Below are 18,277 nucleotides of genomic sequence, written 5' to 3' on the forward strand. Positions count from 1 at the left end.
ACCATGGACGCCACGACCTCCCCCGCTGCCGCCGCGCCGCGCTTTGCGGCCGCCGAACCCTACCGCTGGCCCTACGACGGCGACCTGCGCCCCGACAACACGGCGCTCATCGTCATCGACATGCAGACCGACTTCTGCGGCAAGGGCGGCTATGTGGACGTGATGGGCTACGACATCTCGCTCACGCAGGCGCCGATCGAACCCATCCGCCGCCTGCTGGCCGTGATGCGTCCGCTGGGCTACACCATCATCCACACCCGCGAAGGCCACCGGCCCGACCTGTCGGACCTGCCGGCCAACAAGCGCTGGCGCTCGCGCCAGATCGGCGAGGGCGGCGTGGGCATCGGCGACGACGGGCCCTGCGGCCGCATCCTGATCCGCGGCGAGCCGGGCTGGGAGATCATTCCCGAGCTGGCGCCGATCGAGGGCGAGGTGGTGATCGACAAGCCCGGCAAGGGCTCCTTCTATGCCACCGACCTGGAGATGATCCTGCGCACCCGCGGCATCCGCAACCTGGTGCTGGCAGGCATCACCACCGACGTGTGCGTGCACACCACCATGCGCGACGCCAACGACCGCGGCTTCGAATGCCTGCTGCTGTCCGACTGCACCGCCGCCACCGATCCGGGCAACCATGCGGCGGCACTCAAGATGATCACCATGCAGGGCGGCGTGTTCGGTGCGCATGCGCCGTCGACCGCGCTGATCGAGGCACTGGCACCATGATCGCGCCCGTCACCCCCCATCCGCGCGCCCAGGGTGCGCTCGCGCTGGACACGCTGGAGCTCACGAAGCGCTTCGGCGACTTCACCGCCATGGACCGCGTGAGCATGCAGGTCGCCCCCGGCAGCGTGCATGCGCTGCTGGGCGAGAACGGCGCCGGCAAGAGCACGCTGGTCAAGTGCGTGGCCGGCTTCCAGCGGCCGGAGGAAGGCAGCATCCTCATCGATGGCCGCGAGCAGGCGGTGGCCAACCCGGTGGTGGCGCGGCAACTGGGCATCGGCATGGTCTACCAGCACTTCACGCTGGCGCCGGGCATGACGGTGGCCGAGAACCTGCTGCTGGCCGGCGGCCAGGTGCCCGCGCTGATCGACTGGAAGGCCAAGCGCGCCGAGCTGCAGGCCTTCCTGGCGACCACGCCATTCAGGCTCGACCTGGACGCACGGCCCTCGCAGCTGGCCGCGGGCGAGAAGCAGAAGCTGGAGCTGCTCAAACAGCTGTACCTCAAGCCGCGCCTCTTGATCCTGGACGAGCCCACCTCGGTGCTCACGCCGCAGGAGGCCGACGAGGTGCTGGGCCATGTGCGCGCCTTCGCGCAGGGCGGCCACTGCACCGTACTGATCATCACCCACAAGTTCCGCGAGGTGATGGCCTATGCCGACGCCGTGACCGTGTTGCGCCGTGGCCGGGCCGTGCACCATGCGGCCGTGCGCGACACCGATCCGACCCGGTTGGCCCAGGCCATGATGGGCGCCGGAGCCACGCCGGCAGAGGCCGAGGATGGCGCCAGCGGTGCGGTTGCGCGCACGCCCGTCGTGGCCGGCGCCGCGCCGGCGCTGGAGGTCGAGGCCTTGTCCGCACCGGGCGACCGGGGCACGCCGGCCGTGCAGTCGCTCAGCCTGCAGGTGCGGCCGGGCGAGATTCTGGGCGTGGCCGGTGTCTCGGGCAACGGCCAGCGTGAGCTGGTCGAGGCCCTGGTGGGCCAGCGGCCGCGCAGCGCCGGCCGCGTGCGCGTGGGTGGCCAGCCCTACCGCGCCAGCCGCGTCGACAACCGCCGCATGCGGGTGCGCAGCCTGCCCGAGGAGCCGCTGCGCAATGCCTGCGTCGCGGGCCTGAGCGTGGCCGAGAACATGGCCCTGCGCGACTTCGACCAGCCCCCCCTGGTGGCGGGCGGCGTGCTGCGCTTCGGCCGCTGGCGCGCGCGGGCGCGGCAGTGGATCGCCGAGTACGGCATCAAGACCCGCGGCGAGCGCGCGCCCATCGGCAGCCTGTCGGGCGGCAATGTGCAGCGGGCCGTGCTGGCGCGCGAGCTGGCCGGCGACATCCAGGTGCTGATCGCCGCCAATCCCGTCTTCGGCCTGGACTTCGCGGCTGTGGCCGAGATCCATGCCCGCATCGTGCAGGTGCGCGAGCGCGGCGGCGCCGTGCTGCTGGTGAGCGAGGACCTGGACGAACTGCTGGCCCTGTCGGACCGCATCGTGGTGATGAGCGAAGGCCGCATCGTGTACGAAACCCCCGCCGCATCCGCCGACCGCCATGTCCTGGGTGCCCACATGGGCGGTGGGCATTGAGCAAGGAGAGAACCCCATGCGCCTGAACGACGCCCGCCCCTTCGCCTACGAGTTCGACCTGGACCGCACGGCCCTGGTGCTGATCGACATGCAGCGCGACTTCATCGAGCCCGGCGGTTTCGGCGAGACGCTGGGCAACGACGTGTCGCTGCTGGCGGCCATCGTGCCGGCCACGCAGGCCGTGCTGGCCGCCTGGCGACAGTCCGGCGGCCTCGTGGTGCACACGCGCGAGGCGCACCGGCCCGACCTGTCGGACTGCCCGCCCGCCAAGCGCCTGCGGGGCGCCCCGTCGCTGCGCATCGGGGACGAGGGCCCCATGGGCCGCATCCTGGTGGCCGGCGAGCCGGGCAACCAGATCATCGACGCGCTCGCGCCCATCGAGGGCGAGTGGGTCGTCGACAAGCCCGGCAAGGGCGCCTTCTACGCCACCGGCCTGCATGAGCTGCTGCAGGCCCGCGGCATCACGCACCTCGTCTTCGGCGGCGTGACCACCGAGGTCTGTGTTCAGACGAGCATGCGCGAGGCCAACGACCGCGGCTATGACTGCCTGCTGCTGGAGGACTGCACCGAAAGCTACTTCCCGCAGTTCAAGGCCGCCGCAGTGGAGATGATCCGCGCGCAGGGCGCCATCGTCGGCTGGACCGCGACCGGGCCGCAGCTGATGGCGGCCCTGACAGCGGCAGAGGGCTGAGCGGCCCGCTACGATCCGATGGTGCCTGTCGCCGCTCCCGCCCGTTCCAAGAAAACCGCTCCCGCCGAGGCGGAGCTTCCCTTCCGCTCGCGCGCCGACGAGGTCTACGACCAGCTCAAGCGCGACATCGCCGACTTCCGCTTGGTGCCGGGCGACCGCTTCACCGAGAACGAGATCTGCGACCGGCTGGGCGTCTCGCGCACGCCGGTGCGCCAGGCGCTGATCCGGCTGCAGCAGGAAGGCTATGTCGAGGTGCTGTTCCGCGCCGGCTGGCGCGTGCTGCCCTTCGACTTCCAGCAGTTCGAGCAGCTCTACGACCTGCGCATGGTGCTGGAGACCACCGCCGTGCACCGCCTGTGTGAGTCGGGCCGCGCCGTGGACCGGGCCCAGCTCGATGCGCTGGCCGCCATCTGGTTGGTGCCGGTCGACCAGCGCAGCCGCGATGCGGCGCAGGTCGCCCGTTGGGACGAGGACTTCCATTGCCAGCTGGTGGCCGCCGCCGGCAATGCCGAGATGGCCCGCGTGCACCGCGAGGTGACCGACCGCATCCGCATCATCCGCCGGCTCGACTTCACGCAGCAGCCACGCATCGACGCCACCTACGACGAGCACGCCAAGATCCTCAAGGCGGTGCGCGCCAACCGCGGCGACCAGGCCGCGATGATGCTGCGCGCCCACATCGAGACCAGCCAGGCCGAGGTGCGCAAGATCACGCTGCACCAGGTCTACCTGGCGCGGCAGCAGGGCGGCTGAGCGCTGCTGTCGTCGCCGCTACGCCATCGGGCGCCAGGCGTCGCCGGGCGCCCCTGGAAAGCGCGAAGCCCTTTTTCAGACGCGTTCCAGCACGGTCGCGATGCCCTGCCCGCCGCCGATGCACTGCGTCGCCAGCGCATAGCGGCCACGCTCGCGCGCCAGCAGCGATGCCGCCTTGCCGGTGATGCGCGCCCCCGTTGCGCCCAGCGGATGGCCGATGGCCAAGCCGCCGCCGTCGATGTTGACCGTCCCCATGTCCAGCCCCAGATCGCGGATGCAGGCCAGGGCCTGCGAGGAGAAGGCCTCGTTGATCTCCACCACGTCCAGGTCGGCCACCGACAGGCCCGCGCGGGCCAGCGCCTTGCGCGTGGCGGGGATCGGGCCGATGCCCATCACGGCCGGATCCACGCCCACGGTGGCGAAGCTGCGGATGCGTGCCAGCGCGGCCAGGCCGTGGCGCTCGGCGAAGTCGTCGCGCGCGACCAGCACCGCCGCGGCGCCGTCGGTGAGCGGCGAGGAGGTGCCCGCCGTCACCACGCCATCGGCCCGGAAGGCGGGCTTGAGCGCTGCCAGCGCCTCGGCCGAGGTGGCGGGGCGGATGCAGCCGTCGCTGTCGACCGTGCTGCCGTCGGGCAGTGCGATGGGCACGATCTCCTGCGTCAGCCGGCCGGCCTCGCGCGCGGCGGCGGCCTTGCGGTGCGACTGCACGGCCAGCGCCTCCTGGTCGGCGCGGCTCACGGCCCAGCGCTCGGCCACGTTCTCGGCCGTCTCGCCCATGGAGATGTAGGCGTCGGTGTCCGCCAGCAGGCCGGGATGGGCCGAGAAGTTGAAGCCGCCCTGCGGCACCATCGTCATCGACTCCACCCCCACGCACAGGTAGGCGTCGCCGATGCCGGCCTCGATCTGCGCGGCGGCGATGTGCACCGCCTGCATCGACGAGCCGCAGAAGCGGTTGACCGTCATGCCGCCGACCTCGTGCGGCAGCCCGGCCAGCAGGCCGACGATGCGCGCGAGGTTGTTGCCCTGCGCGGCCTCGGGATAGGCACAGCCGAGGATCACGTCCTCCAGCAGTGCCGGGTCCAGCCCGGTGCGCTGCAGCAGGCCCTGCACCACGGCGGCGGCCAGCGTGTCCGGCCGCACCTCGGCCAGCCGGCCCTTGCGGGCGAAGTGGAAGGGCGAGCGCGCATAGGCGGCGATGACGGCTTTCATGAGATCTCCTTGCTTGTCGGTTTTGGGGGCGCGCCGGCGTTCAGGCCACCGGCGTGGCGGAAGGCGTGAAGGCCGCTGCCGCCGCGGGGGCGGATGCGGCGGTGCGCGGCGCGCTGGCGGCGTCGAGCCGGCTGCGCTGCTCGGCCGAGAGCGCGATCTGCAGCGCGCCCAGGTTGGACTGCAGCTGGCCCAGCGTGCGCGGCCCCAGCAGCGGCTGCACGTCCCGGGTCAGCAGCCACGCGATGGCGACCTGGTCGGGCGTGGCCCCCAACTCGGCGGCCACGGCCAGCACGGCGTCGAGCAGGGCAGTGCGCTCGGCGGAGTTCTCGGCCTGGAACACCTTGCCGCCCAGCGCCTCGGCCCGTCCCCGTTCGCCCTGGCGGTACTTGCCGGTGAGCATGCCGCCGCCCAGCGGCGACCAGGTGACGGCGGCCAGGCCCAGCGCCTGCGCGGCGGGCAGCAGGTCGGACTCGGGCGCGCGGTGCACCAGGCTGTACTCGAACTGCAGCGCGGCGATGGGCACGGCGCCGGTCAGCTCGGCCAGCGTCACCGCGCGGCCCACGCGCCAGGCGGGAAAGTTGGACAGGCCGGCATAGACGATCTTGCCGGCGCGCGCCAGGTCGTCCAGGCCGCGCACGATCTCCTCCGAAGGCGTGATGCCGTCGGGGTGGTGCACCCAGTACAGGTCGATGCGGTCGGTCTTCAGCCGGCGCAGGCTGGCTTCCACCGAGGCCACCATGGCGCGCCGGCTGTTGCCGGTGACCAGCGGACCGGCCTTCGGCGACGCGCCGTTGCTGAACTTGGTCGCCAGGAAGAACTCGTCGCGGCGACCGGCCAGCAGCTCGCCCAGGATCTCCTCGGACTGGCCGAACTGGTAGACGTCGGCCGTGTCGATGACGTTGCCGCCGGCCTCGGCATAGGCGTCGAGGAGGGCGGCGCTCTGGTCCGCGTCCGCGCCGTGGCCCCAGCGCTGGCCGAAGTTGGCCGTGCCCAGGGCCAGCCGGGAGAGCCGCAGTCCGGTGCGGCCGAAGGGGAGTTGCTGCATCTGCATGGTGGGTCTCCGGTGTCGGGTCGTGGCCTTCAGTGCGGCGCGAGGTAGCGCGGCGCCGGCGTGTTGCGCGAGAGCTGCGGGCCCATGTCGCGGCGGGCGGCCTCGTAGGCCTCCCAGGCCTCTGCGGCATGCAGCGAGGGCAGGGTGACCGTCTCGCCGCGGTCCAGGCCGACCAGGGCCGCGTCGACCATGTCCTCGGCGCGCATGACGATGCGGGCGTCCAGGTTCTCGACCGGCAGGCCGCCGGTGGCCCAGAACTCGGTGGCCGTGGCCCCGGGCAGCACGGCCTGCACCCGCACGCCCTTGGCCGCCAGCTCATGCTGCAGCGACTGGCTGAAGGCCAGCACGAAGGCCTTGGTGCCGCCGTACACGCCGTTGAGGATCTCGGGCGCCACCGCCGCGATGGAGGCGATGTTGACCACGGTGCCACCGCCGCGGGCCACGAAGCCGGGCACCGCCGCGTAGGCCAGGCGCATCGGCGCGGTGACGTTGAGCGCCACCATGCGCGTCATGGCCTCCACGTCGCTGGCCAGCAGCGGCGTGTGGGTGCCGATGCCGGCGTTGTTGACCAGCAGGCGGATGCTGGCGTCCTGGCGCAGCTTGGCTTCCACGGTGGCCAGCGAGGCCGCGTCGGTCAGGTCGGCGGCCAGCACCTCGACATTGCGGCCGGTGCGGCTGGTGATGTCGCGCGCCAGGGCGTTGAGCCGCTCGCGGTCGCGGGCGACGAGGATCAGGTCGTGGCCGCGGCGGGCCAGGCGGTCGGCGTACAGCGCGCCGATGCCGGAGGAGGCGCCCGTGACGAGGGCGGTGCCGGAAGCGATGGAGGTCATGGTGGGAGTCCTTGCAGGCCGCCGGACGTGGCGGCATGGACGAATGATGCGGCCGGCAGTCAATGTCTCAAATGACGTATATAGTCATGATTCAAGACATCGACGAAAAGACACCATGCTGCGCATCGGCTACCTGCTGCCCGAAGGCTTCCAGGTCATGGCCCTGGCCACCCAGGCCGTGTTCGAGTTCGCCAACCTGGCCGCCCGCGAGCGGGTCTACAGCGTCGAGAACTATTCGCTGGCCGGCGGCGAGGTGCTGACGTCCGCCGGCACGCGGGTGCTGAGCCGGCCGCTGTCCGCCCGCACCGCCGTCGACACCTGGCTGGTGGCCGGCACGCGCGATCCGGTGGATGCGGGTGCGGCGCCCGCACTGGTGCGGGCGCTCGGGCGCGCCGCCGGCCGCGCGCGCCGCACGGCCGGCCTGTGCACCGGCGCCTTCCTGCTGGCCGACGCCGGCCTGCTGGACCAGCGCCGCGCCACCACCCACTGGGCCTGGACCGATGCACTGCAGCAGCGCCATCCCTCGATCCAGGTGGAGCCCGACCGCATCTTCATCACCGACGGGGCCTTCTGGACCTCGGCCGGCATGACGGCCGAGCTGGACCTGGCGCTGGGCCTGGTCGAGAAGGACCTGGGCAGCGATGCCGCCGCCAGCGTGGCCCGCGGGCTGGTGATGCCGCAGCGGCGCTCTGGCGGGCAGTCGCAGCACTCGGAGCTGCTGCGCCTGGCCCCCAAGTCCGACCGCATCCAGCAGGCGCTGGAATACGCCCGTGCGCACCTGGCCGCGCCCCTGGGCGTCGAGCAGCTGGCCGAAGTGGCGCACCTCAGCCCGCGGCAGTTCAGCCGCGTTTTCGCGGCGGAGACGGGACAGTCGCCCGCCAAGGCGGTGGAGCAGTTGCGGCTGGAGTCGGCGCGGCTGATGGTGGAACGCAGCCGCCATCCGCTGGAGGTGGTGGCGCGCGAGACGGGCTTTCGCGACGCGCGCCATCTGCGCGAGGTGTTCCTGCGCGGCTTCGGCGTGCCACCGCAGGTGGTGCGGCGCGCGGCGCGCGGCACCGACTGAGCAGCCACGCGGGCCCGGCTTCGCGCCCGGCGTGCGGCGAGTGCGGCCGCCTACCGGCGCCTCGCCGGCTTCCTACAAGGCCCGCCCCGGGCCCCGCAACCATGGGTGTCGACCTTTCCCCCACGCGAAGGACCCCGACCCCATGCTTGCCATGAACTACCGCGGCCCCTACCGGGTGCGCATCGACGAACGCGCCGAGCCCGAGATCGAGCACCCGGGCGACGCCATCGTGCGCGTCACCCGCAGCTGCATCTGCGGCTCGGACCTGCACCTCTACCACGGGCTGGTGCCCGACACGCGCGTGGGGACGACCTTCGGCCACGAGTTCACTGGCGTGGTCGAACGTGTGGGGCCCGACGTGCAGCGCCTCAAACCCGGCGATCGGGTGCTCGTGCCCTTCAACATCTTCTGCGGCACCTGCTTCTTCTGCAGCCGCGAGCTGTTCAGCAACTGCCACAACGTCAACCCCGAGGCGACGGCGGTGGGCGGCATCTACGGCTACTCGCACACCACCGGCGGCTATGCCGGTGGCCAGGCGGAATACGTGCGCGTGCCCATGGCCGACATCGGCCCCACGGTACTGCCGGAGGGCCTGGACGAGGACGACGCCGTGCTGCTGACCGACGTCTTTCCCACCGGCTACCAGGCGGCCGAGATGGGCAGCATCCGCGAGGGCGACACGGTGGTCGTCTTCGGCGCCGGCCCTGTGGGCCTGTTCGCCGCACGCTCGGCCTGGTTCATGGGCGCCGGCCGGGTGATCGTGGTGGACCATGTGGAATACCGCCTGGCCTTCGCGCGCGAGTTCGCGCACTGCGAGACGGTGGACTTCAAGTCGGTGGGCGACATGGCCATCCACATCAAGAAGATGACCGACGGCCTGGGTGCCGACGTGTGCATCGACTGCGTGGGCGCCGAGGCCGCCGGCAGCTTCGCCCAGACGCTGACCGGGGTGAAGCTCAAGCTGCAGGGCGGTGCGGCGACGGTGCTGCACTGGGCCATCAACTCGGTACGCAAGGGCGGGCATGTGTCGATCGTGGGCGTGTACGGGCCCACCTTCAACGCCTTGCCCATCGGCAATGCGGTCAACAAGGGCCTGACGCTGCGCATGAACCAGGCCTCGGTCAAGCGCCACCTGCCCAAGCTCATCGAGCATGTGCAGGCCGGCCGCATACGCCCCAGCGACATCATCACCCACCGCCTGCCGCTGGAGGAGGTGGCCGAGGGCTACCACCTGTTCAGCAGCAAGCTGGACCAGTGCATCAAGGTCGTACTGCTGCCGCCTTCGGCGCGCGCCTGAACGCACACACGGAGGCTCCCATGGCAGACACCGACACCCCCACGAATGACGCGTCCACCGCATCGGCGCGCCATGCCCACATCCCCGGCTGGGGCGTGGACCGCGACCGCAATAGCCGCCCCGCCGTGCCCATGGAGCGCATGCCGCCCCGCCTGGAGGGCGTGCACTGGACGCAGCCGGCCCAGCAGCCGCAGACCGTCGAGGTGCTGTGCTCCACCGAGCGCGACAGCACGCTCACGCCCATCTTCGGCACCACCCTGCCGCCGCAGGGCGCCAGCGGCAGCCTGCGCCGCGTCGCCTTCCGTTTCAGCGAGAACGACCTGCGGCACTGGCTGATCCTGCTGCTGGCCGATCGCACCGACATGGTCGAGGGCGTGATCGACGACCTTCGCCGTGGCCACGTGCCCAACCTGGTGGCCGAGATGGGCCTGGGCGCCGCCTGGAAGCATGACCGGCCGCGTCTGATTCGCAAGCTGGCATGGACGGCTGGCACCGTGGTGGTGCTGGGCCTGCTGGCAGGCCGTCGACGCAGCGGCAGGCGCCTGCGTTGAGCGCCCGTGCTTCCCGCCAGAGCCTAGAGCTGGTCGAAGGGCTTTCGATCCAGCAGGCAGTCGATGAATGAACCCAGCAGGGCGGGTCGATGCTGCCTGTTCGGGTAGTAGAGGAACAGCCCCGGACGCGAGATCGACCAGTCCGCCAGCACCTGAACCAGCCGCCCCTGCGCCACGAGCTCGCCCACGCCATCCTTGTCGAAGTGATAGGCAATGCCGAGCCCGTTCAGCGCAGCGGCGACGCCGATGTCGGCGTGGTTGGTGACGACGGGGCCGTCCACCGCCACTTCCAGCCGCTGCCCTCGCTTCCTGAACTCCCAGCGATAGTGCCTGCCATCCATCTGGAGGCGCCAGTTGATGCAGGCGTGGTCATGCAGTTCGGCCGGGGACCGGGGTGTTCCCCGGCGCGCGAGGTAGTCCGGTGAAGCCACGGCGACCATGTCCAGGTCGGGCGTGAGGCGCACGGCCACCATGTCCTTCTCCAGCCGTCCGCCCACGCGGATTCCCGCGTCGAAGCGGCCGGCGACGATATCCGCCAGGGCGTCGTCGACCACGATGTCCAGAACCACGTCGGGGTGTACCCGATGGAAGCGTGAGAGGCGCGGCGCAATGACGGTCCTCGCAGCGATCCCCAGCGTGTTGATGCGAAGCGTGCCCTTCATCTGCCCTGTCGCCTCGCTGGCCTCGGCGACCGCCGCAGCCATCTCCCGGAACAGGGGCGCGATGCGCTTGTAGAACAGTTCGCCACTCGCCGTTGGCGCGACGCTTCGCGTCGTGCGATTCAGCAGCCGTGCCCCGATGCGGGCCTCGAGCTGGCGGATGGTCTGGCTGAGTGCCGAGGGCGACAGACCCAGATGCTCTGCCGCGCGGGCGAAGCTCTGGCGCTCGACAACGGCCACGAAGGCCTTCAGCTCGGCAAAGTCGGATCCCCGCATTGTGTATTCCTTTCTACACAGCCCATCCAGATTCAAGCGCATTCACTTCATTGTCTCCGGCGCGCATCCTCAGGCCTTCACCGACCCATGGAGCCGAGCGCATGAACACCTTGACCCTTCCCGAACCCATCGCTGCGTACTTCGCGGCCGAGCACAACCCCGAAGCCCTGGCGCGTTGCTTCACGCCGCAGGCCGTCATGAAGGACGACGGTCATACCTACACGGGCATCGACGCCATCACGGCCTTCATGGCCGAGGCATCGGCCAAGTACGGCGCGACCAGCGTGCCCTTCGCCATCGAGCGGGAGGAGGGCTTTCAGCGCGTTCGCGCCAACGTCAGCGGCAACTTCCCCGGCAGCCCGATCGTTCTGTCGTACCGCTTTCGCCTCGAACGCGGCCTGATCGCATCGCTGGAGATCACGGCATGAGCTTCGATCTTCAGCTCGATGGCCTGCGGGCCGTGGTGACCGGGGGCACGCTGGGCCTCGGCGCTGCCGTGGTTGAAGCCCTCGTGGAGGCTGGCGCCCGGGTGGTGACATCCGCGCGCACCGTGCCCGCGCAGCGCGTGGAGGGCGTCAGCTATGTGTTGGCCGACCTGTCGACGGCGCAAGGTGCCGGCCAGCTTGCACAGGCGGTCTTGCAGCAATGGGGTGGCGTCGACATCCTGGTCAATGTGCTGGGCGGCTCGAAGACACCCATCGGCGGCTTCGCCGCGATCACCGACGAGCATTGGTTCGCCGAGTTGAACCTGAACCTGATGCCGGCCGTGCGTCTGGATCGCGCACTGCTGCCGTCGATGCTGGCGAAAGGGTCGGGCGTCATCATCCATGTCGGTTCCATCCAGCGCGTGCTGCCCCTGCACGAATCCACGACCGCCTACGCCGCGGCCAAGGGGGCCCTCGCCACCTACAGCAAGTCCCTGGCGAGGGAGGTGACGCCCAAGGGTGTTCGCGTGCTGAGCGTGGCGCCGGGCTGGATCGAGACCGAGGCTTCCGTGGCCTTTGCCCAGCGCATGGCTGACCAGGCCGGAACGGACTACGCCGGCGGCAGGAAGATCGTCATGGATTGGCTGGGCGGAATTCCCGTGGGCCGGCCCGCCAGGCCGCGCGAGGTCGCCGATCTGATCGCGTTCCTTGCCTCCCCGCGATCCGCCTCCATCGCCGGGGCCGAGTACCGGATCGACGGCGGCACCGTCCCCACCGTGTAGCCAACCGCCGCAGCGGACTGGGCGACGGCGAACCCGCGCGTTCGGTCCGGGCCGCGGCCGATGCGCGGCAAGACCCGGCTCAGCCCGGGCCGGCCTTGTCCAGCTCCGCGAGCCGCCCGCGCAGGAATTCGGCGAAGGCATAGGCGATCACCGGCAGCTGGCGCCCGCGCAGGCAGCCCAGCACCAGCTCGCCCTGCGGAAAGGCCCGGTCCTCGATGGCGCGGGCCACCAGCTCGGGGTCGCCGAGCTCGGTGCCCACGGCCATCTGGAAGGTGATGGACCGGCGGTCGGCCAGGCAGCCGCGCAGGAACTCGAAGCTGTTGCTCTCCACCATGGGCTGGAAGCGGGTGGAGCTGCGCGCGAGGAAGCGCTCCAGCAGCTGGCGCCCGCCGATGTCGCGGTTGGGCAGCACCACCGGATAGTCGGCGCAGTCGCGCAGCCGCAGGGCGCTGCGGCCGGCCAGCGGATGCTCGGCATGCATCATGGCCATCAGCCGCTGGCCGGCCACGTCCAGCCGCTGGATGTCGGCCTCAGCCGGCAGGTTGAAGACCAGGGCCAGGTCGGTGTCCAGGCTGCGCAGGGCCTCGGCGGCGTGCACGTGGTCGCCGATGCGCGCGTCGAAGGCCACCAGCGGATGCGTCTCGCGGAAGGCCGCGATGGCCGCGGGCAGGAAGCGCGGCGCCAGGGCCTGGCTGGCCACCAGCCGCACGCGGCCGCGGCGCAGGCCCTGCAGTTCCTCGATCTCGGAGCGCACGCGCTCCAGCTCGGCGCCGCGGTCGCGGATGTAGCGCACGAACAGCTCGCCCGCGGCCGTCAGCCGCATGCCGCGCGGCAGCCGCTCGAAAAGAGGCGTGCCCAGCTCCTCCTCGATGTCCTGGATGCGGCGGTTGACGGCCGAGGGCGCCACATGCAGCCGCTCCGCGGCCTGACGGATGGAGCCGATGCGCGCCACCTCGTCGACGTAGCGCAGCAGGCGAAGGTGGTTCATGCGGCCATTGTGGTGTCGGCGTGCGCGTGCAGCAGTCGCGCCAGTTCCGCCGTGGCGTCCGCCCCCTTCAGGGCGGTGTCCCACAGGCGCGCGGCGAGCGTCTCGTGCAGGCGCAGGGCTTCCTGGTCCTCGCTGATCATCGCCACGCCGTAGTGCAGGTTCGTCGGCTCCACGATGCGGAAGGGGCTCGTCACCAGCACGCGGCGCCCATGCGGCAACTGAAGCAGCTGGAAGCCCGAGGTCGGCAGCGGCTGGGTGGTCAGCACGACCTGTACGCCCATCGGCGGCGAGGCGATGAGGCCGGCCAGTCGCTCCATCTCGCGCCGTGCTGCGAGCCGCCGGGCAGCGCGCTCGGCCGCCGGCAGCAGCGGGTGGCCGCCCAGACCGTGCGTCAGGTAGCGCTCGATGTCGCCCACCGGCACGATGTTGACGAGCGCCGGCCTGTTGCGCGCGAAGGTCGTCTTGCGCTTGGCCAGCAGGTGCATCAGGCGATCGGCCTCGGCCGGGCTCAGGGCGGTCTGGTCGTCGCGCCGGTCGACCAGCCGTTCGGCCAGCGCGGTGTCGTAGGCGTCGGAACTCAGCATGTAGGCCTGCGGACCGAACACCACCGTCATCTGCGTGGCCTCGGCCTCCAGCCGCTGCTGGCGGTCGAAGAACAGCATGCCGTGGGTGATGTACTCGTTGCCCAGGCCGAGCAAGGCACCGGTCGAGGTTTCGTACAGCCGGGCCAGCTTCTCCAGCACCTCGAGCTTGACCACCTCGCCCGACTCGTAGCGGTAGAGGAGCGCGCGCGAGATGCCCGCCGCGCGTGCCACCTGCTCGGTGCTCAGGCGCGCGTCCTGGCGCCGGCTTCGCAGGCGCTCCCCGATGTGGGCGTAGTGGTGGGGGGTGGTCATGGCGGCTGCCGTCTCGTTAATGAATCAGTTCGCGAAATTGCACGTTGTGACGCCGGGCGGGCCGGCCTACGCTGGCCCGGCCATCGCAACATCACGCAACGAACATGCCCACCATTTCTGTCGACGGGGTACCCGTCCACTACATCGAAGCCGGCAGCGGCGAGCGCGCCGTCGTCTTGCTGCACGGCGGCTTCGGCAGCTCCAGCGAACTGTGGGAGCGCACGCTGCAGTCGCTGCCGCCCGGCTGGCGCGGCTACGCCATCGACAACTTCCTGCGCTCGGCCGCGCCGCCCGACGGCTACAGCGTGCAGTCGCTGGCCCGGCGCGTGCGCGGTTTCGTCGACGCGCTCGATCTCGAGAAGCCCGTGATCGGGGGCCATTCGATGGGCGGCGTGGTGAGCCAGATCGCCGCGTCGAACGACCCCCAGCGCTACGGCGGTGTGGTGCTGGTGTGCACCGGCGCGGTCATGACCAACCACACGCTGGGCCGGGTGCTGCTGCAGGATCTGCGCGACAACGGCCATGCCAACCTGCGAGAGATCAGCGCGCACTGGTTCCGCGAGCTGCCCGGGGACTTCTTCGAGGACTACGTGGCGCGTGCCCAGACGGCACCGCTGGCGGCCATGATCGACGTGCAGCAGAGCCTGCTCGACACCGACTGCCGGCCGCTGCTGCCGAAGATCACCGCACCCACGCTGGTGGTGTTCGGCGCACACGACGCGGGCCGCACGAGCGACCACGCGAACACGCTGCTGGCCGGCATCCCGAACAGCCGCCTCGCGCACATGCCCGACAGCGGGCACACGCCGATGGTCGAGACGCCCGAGGCCTTCGACGCCGCCCTGCATGCCTTCCTGACCGAAACCCACTGAGGACTTGCATCATGATCCGACGCTCCCTCCTCGCCCTGGCCGTGGTGGCCGGGGCTTCTCTCCTCGCGTTGCCGGCTGCGGTGGCCGACACGCTCGACGACGTGCAGAAGGCCGGCGTACTGCGCGTGGCCATCACGCTGGACTATCCGCCCTTCGGTTCGGTCGATGCCAGCATGAACCCGCAGGGCTACGACGTGGAGTTCGCCAACCTGATGGCGGCCGCGCTGGGCGTCCGGGCCGAGCTGGTGCGGGTGACGGCGCAGTCCAAGATCCCGACCATGGCCACGCACAAGGCCGACCTGCTGCTCAACATCGGCCGCAACGAGGAGCGCGCCAAGGTGGTGGACTTCACCCAGCCCTACGCACCGTACTACATCGGCGTGTTCGGCCCGGTCGACCAGACCGCCACCGGCGTGGCCGACCTGGCGGGCAAGAAGATCGCCGTGACGCGCGGCACGCTCGAAGACCAGCTGCTCACGAAGATGGCACCGCCCGAGGCCGCGATCCAGCGTTACGAGGACCACAGCAACACGATCAGTTCCTTCCTGAGCGGGCAGAGCGACCTCATGTCGGTCGGCAACATCGTGGCTGCGGCCATCATGGAGAAGAACCCGCCGCGCAAGCCGGAGCAGAAGTTCCTGCTGATGAACTCGCCCGTGTGCGCGGCGGTCACCAAGGGCGAGCAGCGGCTGCTCGAGCGGATCAACGCCGCCATTGCCGAGATCAAGGGCAACGGCCGGCTCGGCGGCATGGCCACGCGCTGGCTCAAGCAGCCGCTGCCGGCCAATCTCTGAGGCGTGGTGGCGCCGTTGCCAGAACGGCAACGGCGCTACCGCGATAAAGCGCCGGAAAGTGAGCGCTGGTGGCACGGGCGATGCGTGCTTCTGGCGCATGCACAGCGATGAACGCACTCCCGGCACCAAGTTGGACACGGCCACCGGTGACGCCCCCGGCTTCGGCCCCGCGGCCGCCAACCGCTGGCAGCTGCAGGACGGCACGCTGAGCCTGGTCCGCACGCCGCCGGCGCCGCGGCCCCTGGCCCTGCCGGCACAGCCCGAAGCGCTCGTGATCGACCTCGCCCGCACCGCGCTGGTGGTGGTCGACATGCAGAACGACTTCTGCCACCCCGAGGGCTGGTTCGGCCAGAAGGGCCTGGACGTGCAGGCCGCGCGCCGGCCCATCCCGGTGCTGCAGGCGCTGCTGCCCGCCTGGCGCCGCGCGGGCAGCCCGCTCGTCTGGTGCAACTGGGGCATCCGTGCCGACCGACGCAACCTCGGCCCCACGGTGCAGTTCAAGGGCAAGCGCACGGCCGAGGGCGTGGGCTATGGCGAGCGCTCACCCATCGACCACGGCCCATCCCTGGTGCAGGGCAGCTGGGGCGCGGCGCTGGTCGACGAACTCGCGGCCGAGCCTGGCGACATCCTGGTGCACAAGCACCGGCTCTCGGGTTTCTGGGACAGCGAGCTCGACAGCGTGCTGCGCAACGCCGGCATCACCACCCTGCTGTTCGCCGGCATCAACACCGACCGCTGCGTGTTCTCCACGCTGCAGGACGCGGCCTTCCTGGGCTACGACTGCGTGCTGCTGGAGGACGCGTGCAGTACCTCCTCGCCCGACTACGTGACCGAAGGCGTGCTCTACCTCGTGCGCCTGCTGCACGGCTTCACCGCGACCGCGGCCGACCTGGGTGCGGCCCTGACCGACCTTCCCGACCTTCCTTCCAACCCTGTCTGAGGAACCTTCGCCATGACCTCGACCCTCTCCCTTCTCGCACGCTGGACGCGCCCGCTCATCGGCGCCGCCGCCCTGGTCCTGGCGGCCCTACCCGCCGCCGCGCAGACTCCCGTCAAGCTGGTGCTCAACTGGAAGTACGAAGGCCCGCAGGCCTGGTTCTTCCTGGCGCAGGACCGCGGCTACTTCAAGCAGGAAGGGCTGGACGTCAGCATCGACCAGGGCGAGGGCTCGGCCGCCTCGATCCCGAAGGTCGCCGCCGGCACCTACCAGGCCGGCTTCGGCGACATGAACGCGCTGATCGACCTGGCGTCCAAGCGGCCGGCCGATGCGCCGGTGGGTGTGTACATGCTCTACAACACGCCGCCCTTCGCGGTCGTGGTGCGCAGCGACAGCCCCATCAAGACGCCCAAGGACCTCGAAGGCAAGACCATCGGCGGCCCGGCCAACGACGGCGCGCTCAAGCTCTTCCCGGCCTTCGCCAAGCTGGCCAAGGTCGACGCCGCCAAGGTCACCATCTCCAACATGGCGCCCAACCTGCGCGAGCAGATGCTGGTGCGCGGCCAGATCGACGCGGCCTTCGGCTACGTGACCACCGTGAGCTTCAGCGCCCGCGGCATGGGCCTGGACCCGGCCAGGGACCTGCGCTTCATCCGCTACGGCGACCACGGCATGGACCTCTATGCCAACACGGTGTTCTTCTCACGCAGCTTCGTGCAGGAGAAGCCCCAGGCCGTGGCCGGCTTCGTCAAGGCCCTCAACCGTGCCATCAAGGAGGTGCTCGCCAATCCCGAGGCCGGCATCGACGCGGTGATGAAGCGCGAGCCGCTGCTCAAGCGCGAGGTCGAGAAGGACAAGCTGCTGGCCACGCTGAAGAACGACATGAGCCACCCCGAGATCGCCCGCATCGGCCTGGGCGACGTGGACGACGAGCGGCTGAAGAAGGCCATCGGCATCGTGGCCGAGGCCAACCAGCTGCCGCGCCAGCCCGAGGTGGGCGAGGTCTTCGACCGCCGCTTCCTGCCGGCGCGCGCCGAGCGCCCCTCCAGCACCGTCGCGCCCTGAACACCACCGACAAGACCCTCTGAAGAAAGAAGAGACCGCCATGGATCTGCAACTGCGCGACAAGGTCGCCATCATCACCGGCCCGGCCAAGGGCATGGGCGCCGCCATCACCCTGGCCTTCGCCCGCGAAGGCGCGAAGCTGGTGCTGGCCGGCCGCGACACCGCCGCCATCGAACCCGTGGCCGCCGAGGCCCGCGCGCTGGGCGTGCCGGCCCAGGTGGTGGCCTGCGACCTCACCGTCTCCAGCCAGACCGAGGCCCTGGCCACGGCCGCACTCGCCGCCTTCGGCCGCATCGACATCCTGGTCAACGTGGCCGGCGGCTCCGGCCCCATCGGCAAGACCGGCTGGGAGACGACCACGGAAGAGTTCGACGAGATCGTGCGCCTGAACATGACCGGCTGCTTCAACACCATCCGCGCCGTCATGCCGGCGATGGTGGAGCAGCGCAGCGGCAAGATCGTCAACGTGGGCGGCACCTTCGGCCTGCGCGGGCGCGCCGGGCGCATGGCCTATTCGGCCTCCAAGTGGGGCCTGCGCGGCATCACCAAGAGCTTTGCGCTGGAGGCCGGGCCGCACAACATCAACGTCAACAACGTCGCGCCCGGCATGGTGGACGGCCCGCGCTTCCGCGAGAAGGTGTGCGCCAACATGGCCCAGCGCCTGGGCATCACGCTGGAGGAAGCCATGCAGCGCCACGCGGCCGACTACGCGCTGCGCCGCGTCTCCACCGACACCGACATCGCCAACGCCTGCCTGTTCATGGCCAGCGAGGTGTCGCGGCAGATCACCGGCGCCGACCTGCCGGTGGACGGCGGCTGGGCCGCTCTCTGAGAACGGGAGCGAACA

General features: G+C 70.9%; 20 protein-coding genes. 14 read left to right on the forward strand and 6 right to left on the reverse strand.

Going from position 1 to position 18,277, the window contains the following annotated elements; all coding sequences use genetic code 11:
- Nucleotides 1-3: 3 nt before the first annotated feature.
- From biuH to ABIC63_RS17560, 4 genes are read left to right on the forward strand one after another with little or no spacing between them, the layout of a single operon-like run.
- Nucleotides 4-726 carry a biuret amidohydrolase gene (gene biuH / locus ABIC63_RS17545; protein WP_294366590.1) on the forward strand — a complete coding sequence of 241 codons (723 nt, stop codon included), beginning with the start codon at nt 4-6 and terminating at the stop codon, nt 724-726.
- Entirely contained in the window at nt 723-2,291 is a 1,569-nt protein-coding gene (locus tag ABIC63_RS17550; protein ID WP_354320729.1) for an ABC transporter ATP-binding protein, read from the forward strand. Before biuH ends, ABIC63_RS17550 begins: the two co-directional genes overlap by 4 nt.
- A gap of 16 nt (nt 2,292-2,307) precedes the next feature.
- On the forward strand, nt 2,308-2,982 hold the full coding sequence (locus ABIC63_RS17555; protein ID WP_354320730.1) for a cysteine hydrolase family protein: 675 nt from the start codon (nt 2,308-2,310) through the stop codon (nt 2,980-2,982).
- Nucleotides 2,983-3,000: 18 nt separating this feature from the next.
- Entirely contained in the window at nt 3,001-3,735 is a 735-nt protein-coding gene (locus ABIC63_RS17560; RefSeq protein ID WP_354320731.1) for a GntR family transcriptional regulator, read from the forward strand.
- A gap of 75 nt (nt 3,736-3,810) precedes the next feature.
- On the opposite strand, the gene ABIC63_RS17565 is transcribed toward ABIC63_RS17560, so the two are convergent.
- From ABIC63_RS17565 to ABIC63_RS17575, 3 genes are read right to left on the reverse strand one after another with little or no spacing between them, the layout of a single operon-like run.
- Entirely contained in the window at nt 3,811-4,944 is a 1,134-nt protein-coding gene (locus tag ABIC63_RS17565) for a thiolase family protein (RefSeq protein ID WP_354320732.1), read from the reverse strand.
- Between the two features lie 40 nt (nt 4,945-4,984).
- Nucleotides 4,985-5,989, reverse strand: a complete 1,005-nt coding sequence (locus ABIC63_RS17570) for an aldo/keto reductase (protein WP_354320785.1) — start codon at nt 5,987-5,989, stop codon at nt 4,985-4,987.
- A gap of 35 nt (nt 5,990-6,024) precedes the next feature.
- Nucleotides 6,025-6,825: an SDR family NAD(P)-dependent oxidoreductase gene (locus tag ABIC63_RS17575; protein WP_354320734.1), complete on the reverse strand. Its 801-nt coding sequence runs from the start codon at nt 6,823-6,825 to the stop codon at nt 6,025-6,027.
- Between the two features lie 115 nt (nt 6,826-6,940).
- On the opposite strand from ABIC63_RS17575, the gene ABIC63_RS17580 reads away from it, so the two are divergent.
- The 3 genes from ABIC63_RS17580 (at nt 6,941) to ABIC63_RS17590 (ending at nt 9,736) form a co-directional block, all read left to right on the forward strand.
- Complete coding sequence (locus tag ABIC63_RS17580) at nt 6,941-7,888, forward strand: GlxA family transcriptional regulator (protein ID WP_354320735.1); 948 nt, start codon at nt 6,941-6,943, stop codon at nt 7,886-7,888.
- Nucleotides 7,889-8,030: 142 nt separating this feature from the next.
- Complete coding sequence (locus ABIC63_RS17585) at nt 8,031-9,185, forward strand: zinc-dependent alcohol dehydrogenase (RefSeq protein WP_354320736.1); 1,155 nt, start codon at nt 8,031-8,033, stop codon at nt 9,183-9,185.
- A gap of 20 nt (nt 9,186-9,205) precedes the next feature.
- Complete coding sequence (locus ABIC63_RS17590; protein WP_354320737.1) at nt 9,206-9,736, forward strand: hypothetical protein; 531 nt, start codon at nt 9,206-9,208, stop codon at nt 9,734-9,736.
- Between the two features lie 23 nt (nt 9,737-9,759).
- Here ABIC63_RS17590 and ABIC63_RS17595 read toward each other — a convergent pair whose 3' ends face one another.
- The gene (locus ABIC63_RS17595) at nt 9,760-10,671 is read right to left on the reverse strand and encodes a LysR family transcriptional regulator (protein ID WP_354320738.1); all 912 of its coding nucleotides are present in this window, start codon (nt 10,669-10,671) and stop codon (nt 9,760-9,762) included.
- Nucleotides 10,672-10,772: 101 nt separating this feature from the next.
- On the opposite strand from ABIC63_RS17595, the gene ABIC63_RS17600 reads away from it, so the two are divergent.
- Both ABIC63_RS17600 and ABIC63_RS17605 read left to right on the forward strand, forming a co-directional pair.
- Nucleotides 10,773-11,099 (forward strand): nuclear transport factor 2 family protein, encoded by a 327-nt coding sequence (locus ABIC63_RS17600; protein WP_354320739.1) that lies wholly within the window; start codon nt 10,773-10,775, stop codon nt 11,097-11,099.
- Nucleotides 11,096-11,878, forward strand: a complete 783-nt coding sequence (locus ABIC63_RS17605) for an SDR family oxidoreductase (protein WP_354320740.1) — start codon at nt 11,096-11,098, stop codon at nt 11,876-11,878. The genes ABIC63_RS17600 and ABIC63_RS17605 overlap by 4 nt, the downstream gene beginning before the upstream one ends.
- Nucleotides 11,879-11,957: 79 nt before the next feature.
- On the opposite strand, the gene ABIC63_RS17610 is transcribed toward ABIC63_RS17605, so the two are convergent.
- Nucleotides 11,958-12,866, reverse strand: a complete 909-nt coding sequence (locus tag ABIC63_RS17610; protein ID WP_294366612.1) for a LysR family transcriptional regulator — start codon at nt 12,864-12,866, stop codon at nt 11,958-11,960.
- Nucleotides 12,863-13,762 (reverse strand): helix-turn-helix domain-containing protein, encoded by a 900-nt coding sequence (locus tag ABIC63_RS17615; protein WP_354320741.1) that lies wholly within the window; start codon nt 13,760-13,762, stop codon nt 12,863-12,865. The genes ABIC63_RS17610 and ABIC63_RS17615 overlap by 4 nt, the downstream gene beginning before the upstream one ends.
- A gap of 104 nt (nt 13,763-13,866) precedes the next feature.
- On the opposite strand from ABIC63_RS17615, the gene ABIC63_RS17620 reads away from it, so the two are divergent.
- From ABIC63_RS17620 to ABIC63_RS17640, 5 genes are all read left to right on the forward strand, one after another.
- A complete protein-coding gene (locus ABIC63_RS17620) occupies nt 13,867-14,634 on the forward strand; it encodes an alpha/beta fold hydrolase (protein WP_354320742.1) in 768 nt (255 codons plus the stop codon).
- A gap of 14 nt (nt 14,635-14,648) precedes the next feature.
- Nucleotides 14,649-15,428, forward strand: a complete 780-nt coding sequence (locus ABIC63_RS17625) for a transporter substrate-binding domain-containing protein (protein WP_354320786.1) — start codon at nt 14,649-14,651, stop codon at nt 15,426-15,428.
- Between the two features lie 97 nt (nt 15,429-15,525).
- The gene (locus ABIC63_RS17630) at nt 15,526-16,368 is read left to right on the forward strand and encodes a cysteine hydrolase family protein (protein WP_354320743.1); all 843 of its coding nucleotides are present in this window, start codon (nt 15,526-15,528) and stop codon (nt 16,366-16,368) included.
- Nucleotides 16,369-16,380: 12 nt separating this feature from the next.
- The gene (locus ABIC63_RS17635) at nt 16,381-17,430 is read left to right on the forward strand and encodes an ABC transporter substrate-binding protein (protein WP_354320744.1); all 1,050 of its coding nucleotides are present in this window, start codon (nt 16,381-16,383) and stop codon (nt 17,428-17,430) included.
- A 40-nt stretch (nt 17,431-17,470) separates the two neighbouring features.
- A complete protein-coding gene (locus ABIC63_RS17640; RefSeq protein WP_076505596.1) occupies nt 17,471-18,262 on the forward strand; it encodes an SDR family NAD(P)-dependent oxidoreductase in 792 nt (263 codons plus the stop codon).
- Nucleotides 18,263-18,277: the final 15 nt, after the last annotated feature.

Origin of the sequence: Pseudacidovorax sp. 1753, assembly GCF_040544975.1 — a bacterium.
Classification (GTDB): domain Bacteria; phylum Pseudomonadota; class Gammaproteobacteria; order Burkholderiales; family Burkholderiaceae_C; genus Xenophilus.

Excerpts from the sequence above, each read along its gene's own strand:
- biuH (WP_294366590.1), top strand. The coding sequence starts at position 4 with ATGGACGCCACGACCTCCCCCGCTGCCGCCGCGCCGCGCTTTGCGGCC.
- ABIC63_RS17550 (WP_354320729.1), top strand. The coding sequence starts at position 723 with ATGATCGCGCCCGTCACCCCCCATCCGCGCGCCCAGGGTGCGCTCGCG.
- ABIC63_RS17555 (WP_354320730.1), top strand. The coding sequence starts at position 2,308 with ATGCGCCTGAACGACGCCCGCCCCTTCGCCTACGAGTTCGACCTGGAC.
- ABIC63_RS17560 (WP_354320731.1), top strand. The coding sequence starts at position 3,001 with ATGGTGCCTGTCGCCGCTCCCGCCCGTTCCAAGAAAACCGCTCCCGCC.
- ABIC63_RS17565 (WP_354320732.1), bottom strand. The coding sequence starts at position 4,944 with ATGAAAGCCGTCATCGCCGCCTATGCGCGCTCGCCCTTCCACTTCGCC.
- ABIC63_RS17570 (WP_354320785.1), bottom strand. The coding sequence starts at position 5,989 with ATGCAGCAACTCCCCTTCGGCCGCACCGGACTGCGGCTCTCCCGGCTG.
- ABIC63_RS17575 (WP_354320734.1), bottom strand. The coding sequence starts at position 6,825 with ATGACCTCCATCGCTTCCGGCACCGCCCTCGTCACGGGCGCCTCCTCC.
- ABIC63_RS17580 (WP_354320735.1), top strand. The coding sequence starts at position 6,941 with ATGCTGCGCATCGGCTACCTGCTGCCCGAAGGCTTCCAGGTCATGGCC.
- ABIC63_RS17585 (WP_354320736.1), top strand. The coding sequence starts at position 8,031 with ATGCTTGCCATGAACTACCGCGGCCCCTACCGGGTGCGCATCGACGAA.
- ABIC63_RS17590 (WP_354320737.1), top strand. The coding sequence starts at position 9,206 with ATGGCAGACACCGACACCCCCACGAATGACGCGTCCACCGCATCGGCG.
- ABIC63_RS17595 (WP_354320738.1), bottom strand. The coding sequence starts at position 10,671 with ATGCGGGGATCCGACTTTGCCGAGCTGAAGGCCTTCGTGGCCGTTGTC.
- ABIC63_RS17600 (WP_354320739.1), top strand. The coding sequence starts at position 10,773 with ATGAACACCTTGACCCTTCCCGAACCCATCGCTGCGTACTTCGCGGCC.
- ABIC63_RS17605 (WP_354320740.1), top strand. The coding sequence starts at position 11,096 with ATGAGCTTCGATCTTCAGCTCGATGGCCTGCGGGCCGTGGTGACCGGG.
- ABIC63_RS17610 (WP_294366612.1), bottom strand. The coding sequence starts at position 12,866 with ATGAACCACCTTCGCCTGCTGCGCTACGTCGACGAGGTGGCGCGCATC.
- ABIC63_RS17615 (WP_354320741.1), bottom strand. The coding sequence starts at position 13,762 with ATGACCACCCCCCACCACTACGCCCACATCGGGGAGCGCCTGCGAAGC.
- ABIC63_RS17620 (WP_354320742.1), top strand. The coding sequence starts at position 13,867 with ATGCCCACCATTTCTGTCGACGGGGTACCCGTCCACTACATCGAAGCC.
- ABIC63_RS17630 (WP_354320743.1), top strand. The coding sequence starts at position 15,526 with ATGCACAGCGATGAACGCACTCCCGGCACCAAGTTGGACACGGCCACC.
- ABIC63_RS17635 (WP_354320744.1), top strand. The coding sequence starts at position 16,381 with ATGACCTCGACCCTCTCCCTTCTCGCACGCTGGACGCGCCCGCTCATC.
- ABIC63_RS17640 (WP_076505596.1), top strand. The coding sequence starts at position 17,471 with ATGGATCTGCAACTGCGCGACAAGGTCGCCATCATCACCGGCCCGGCC.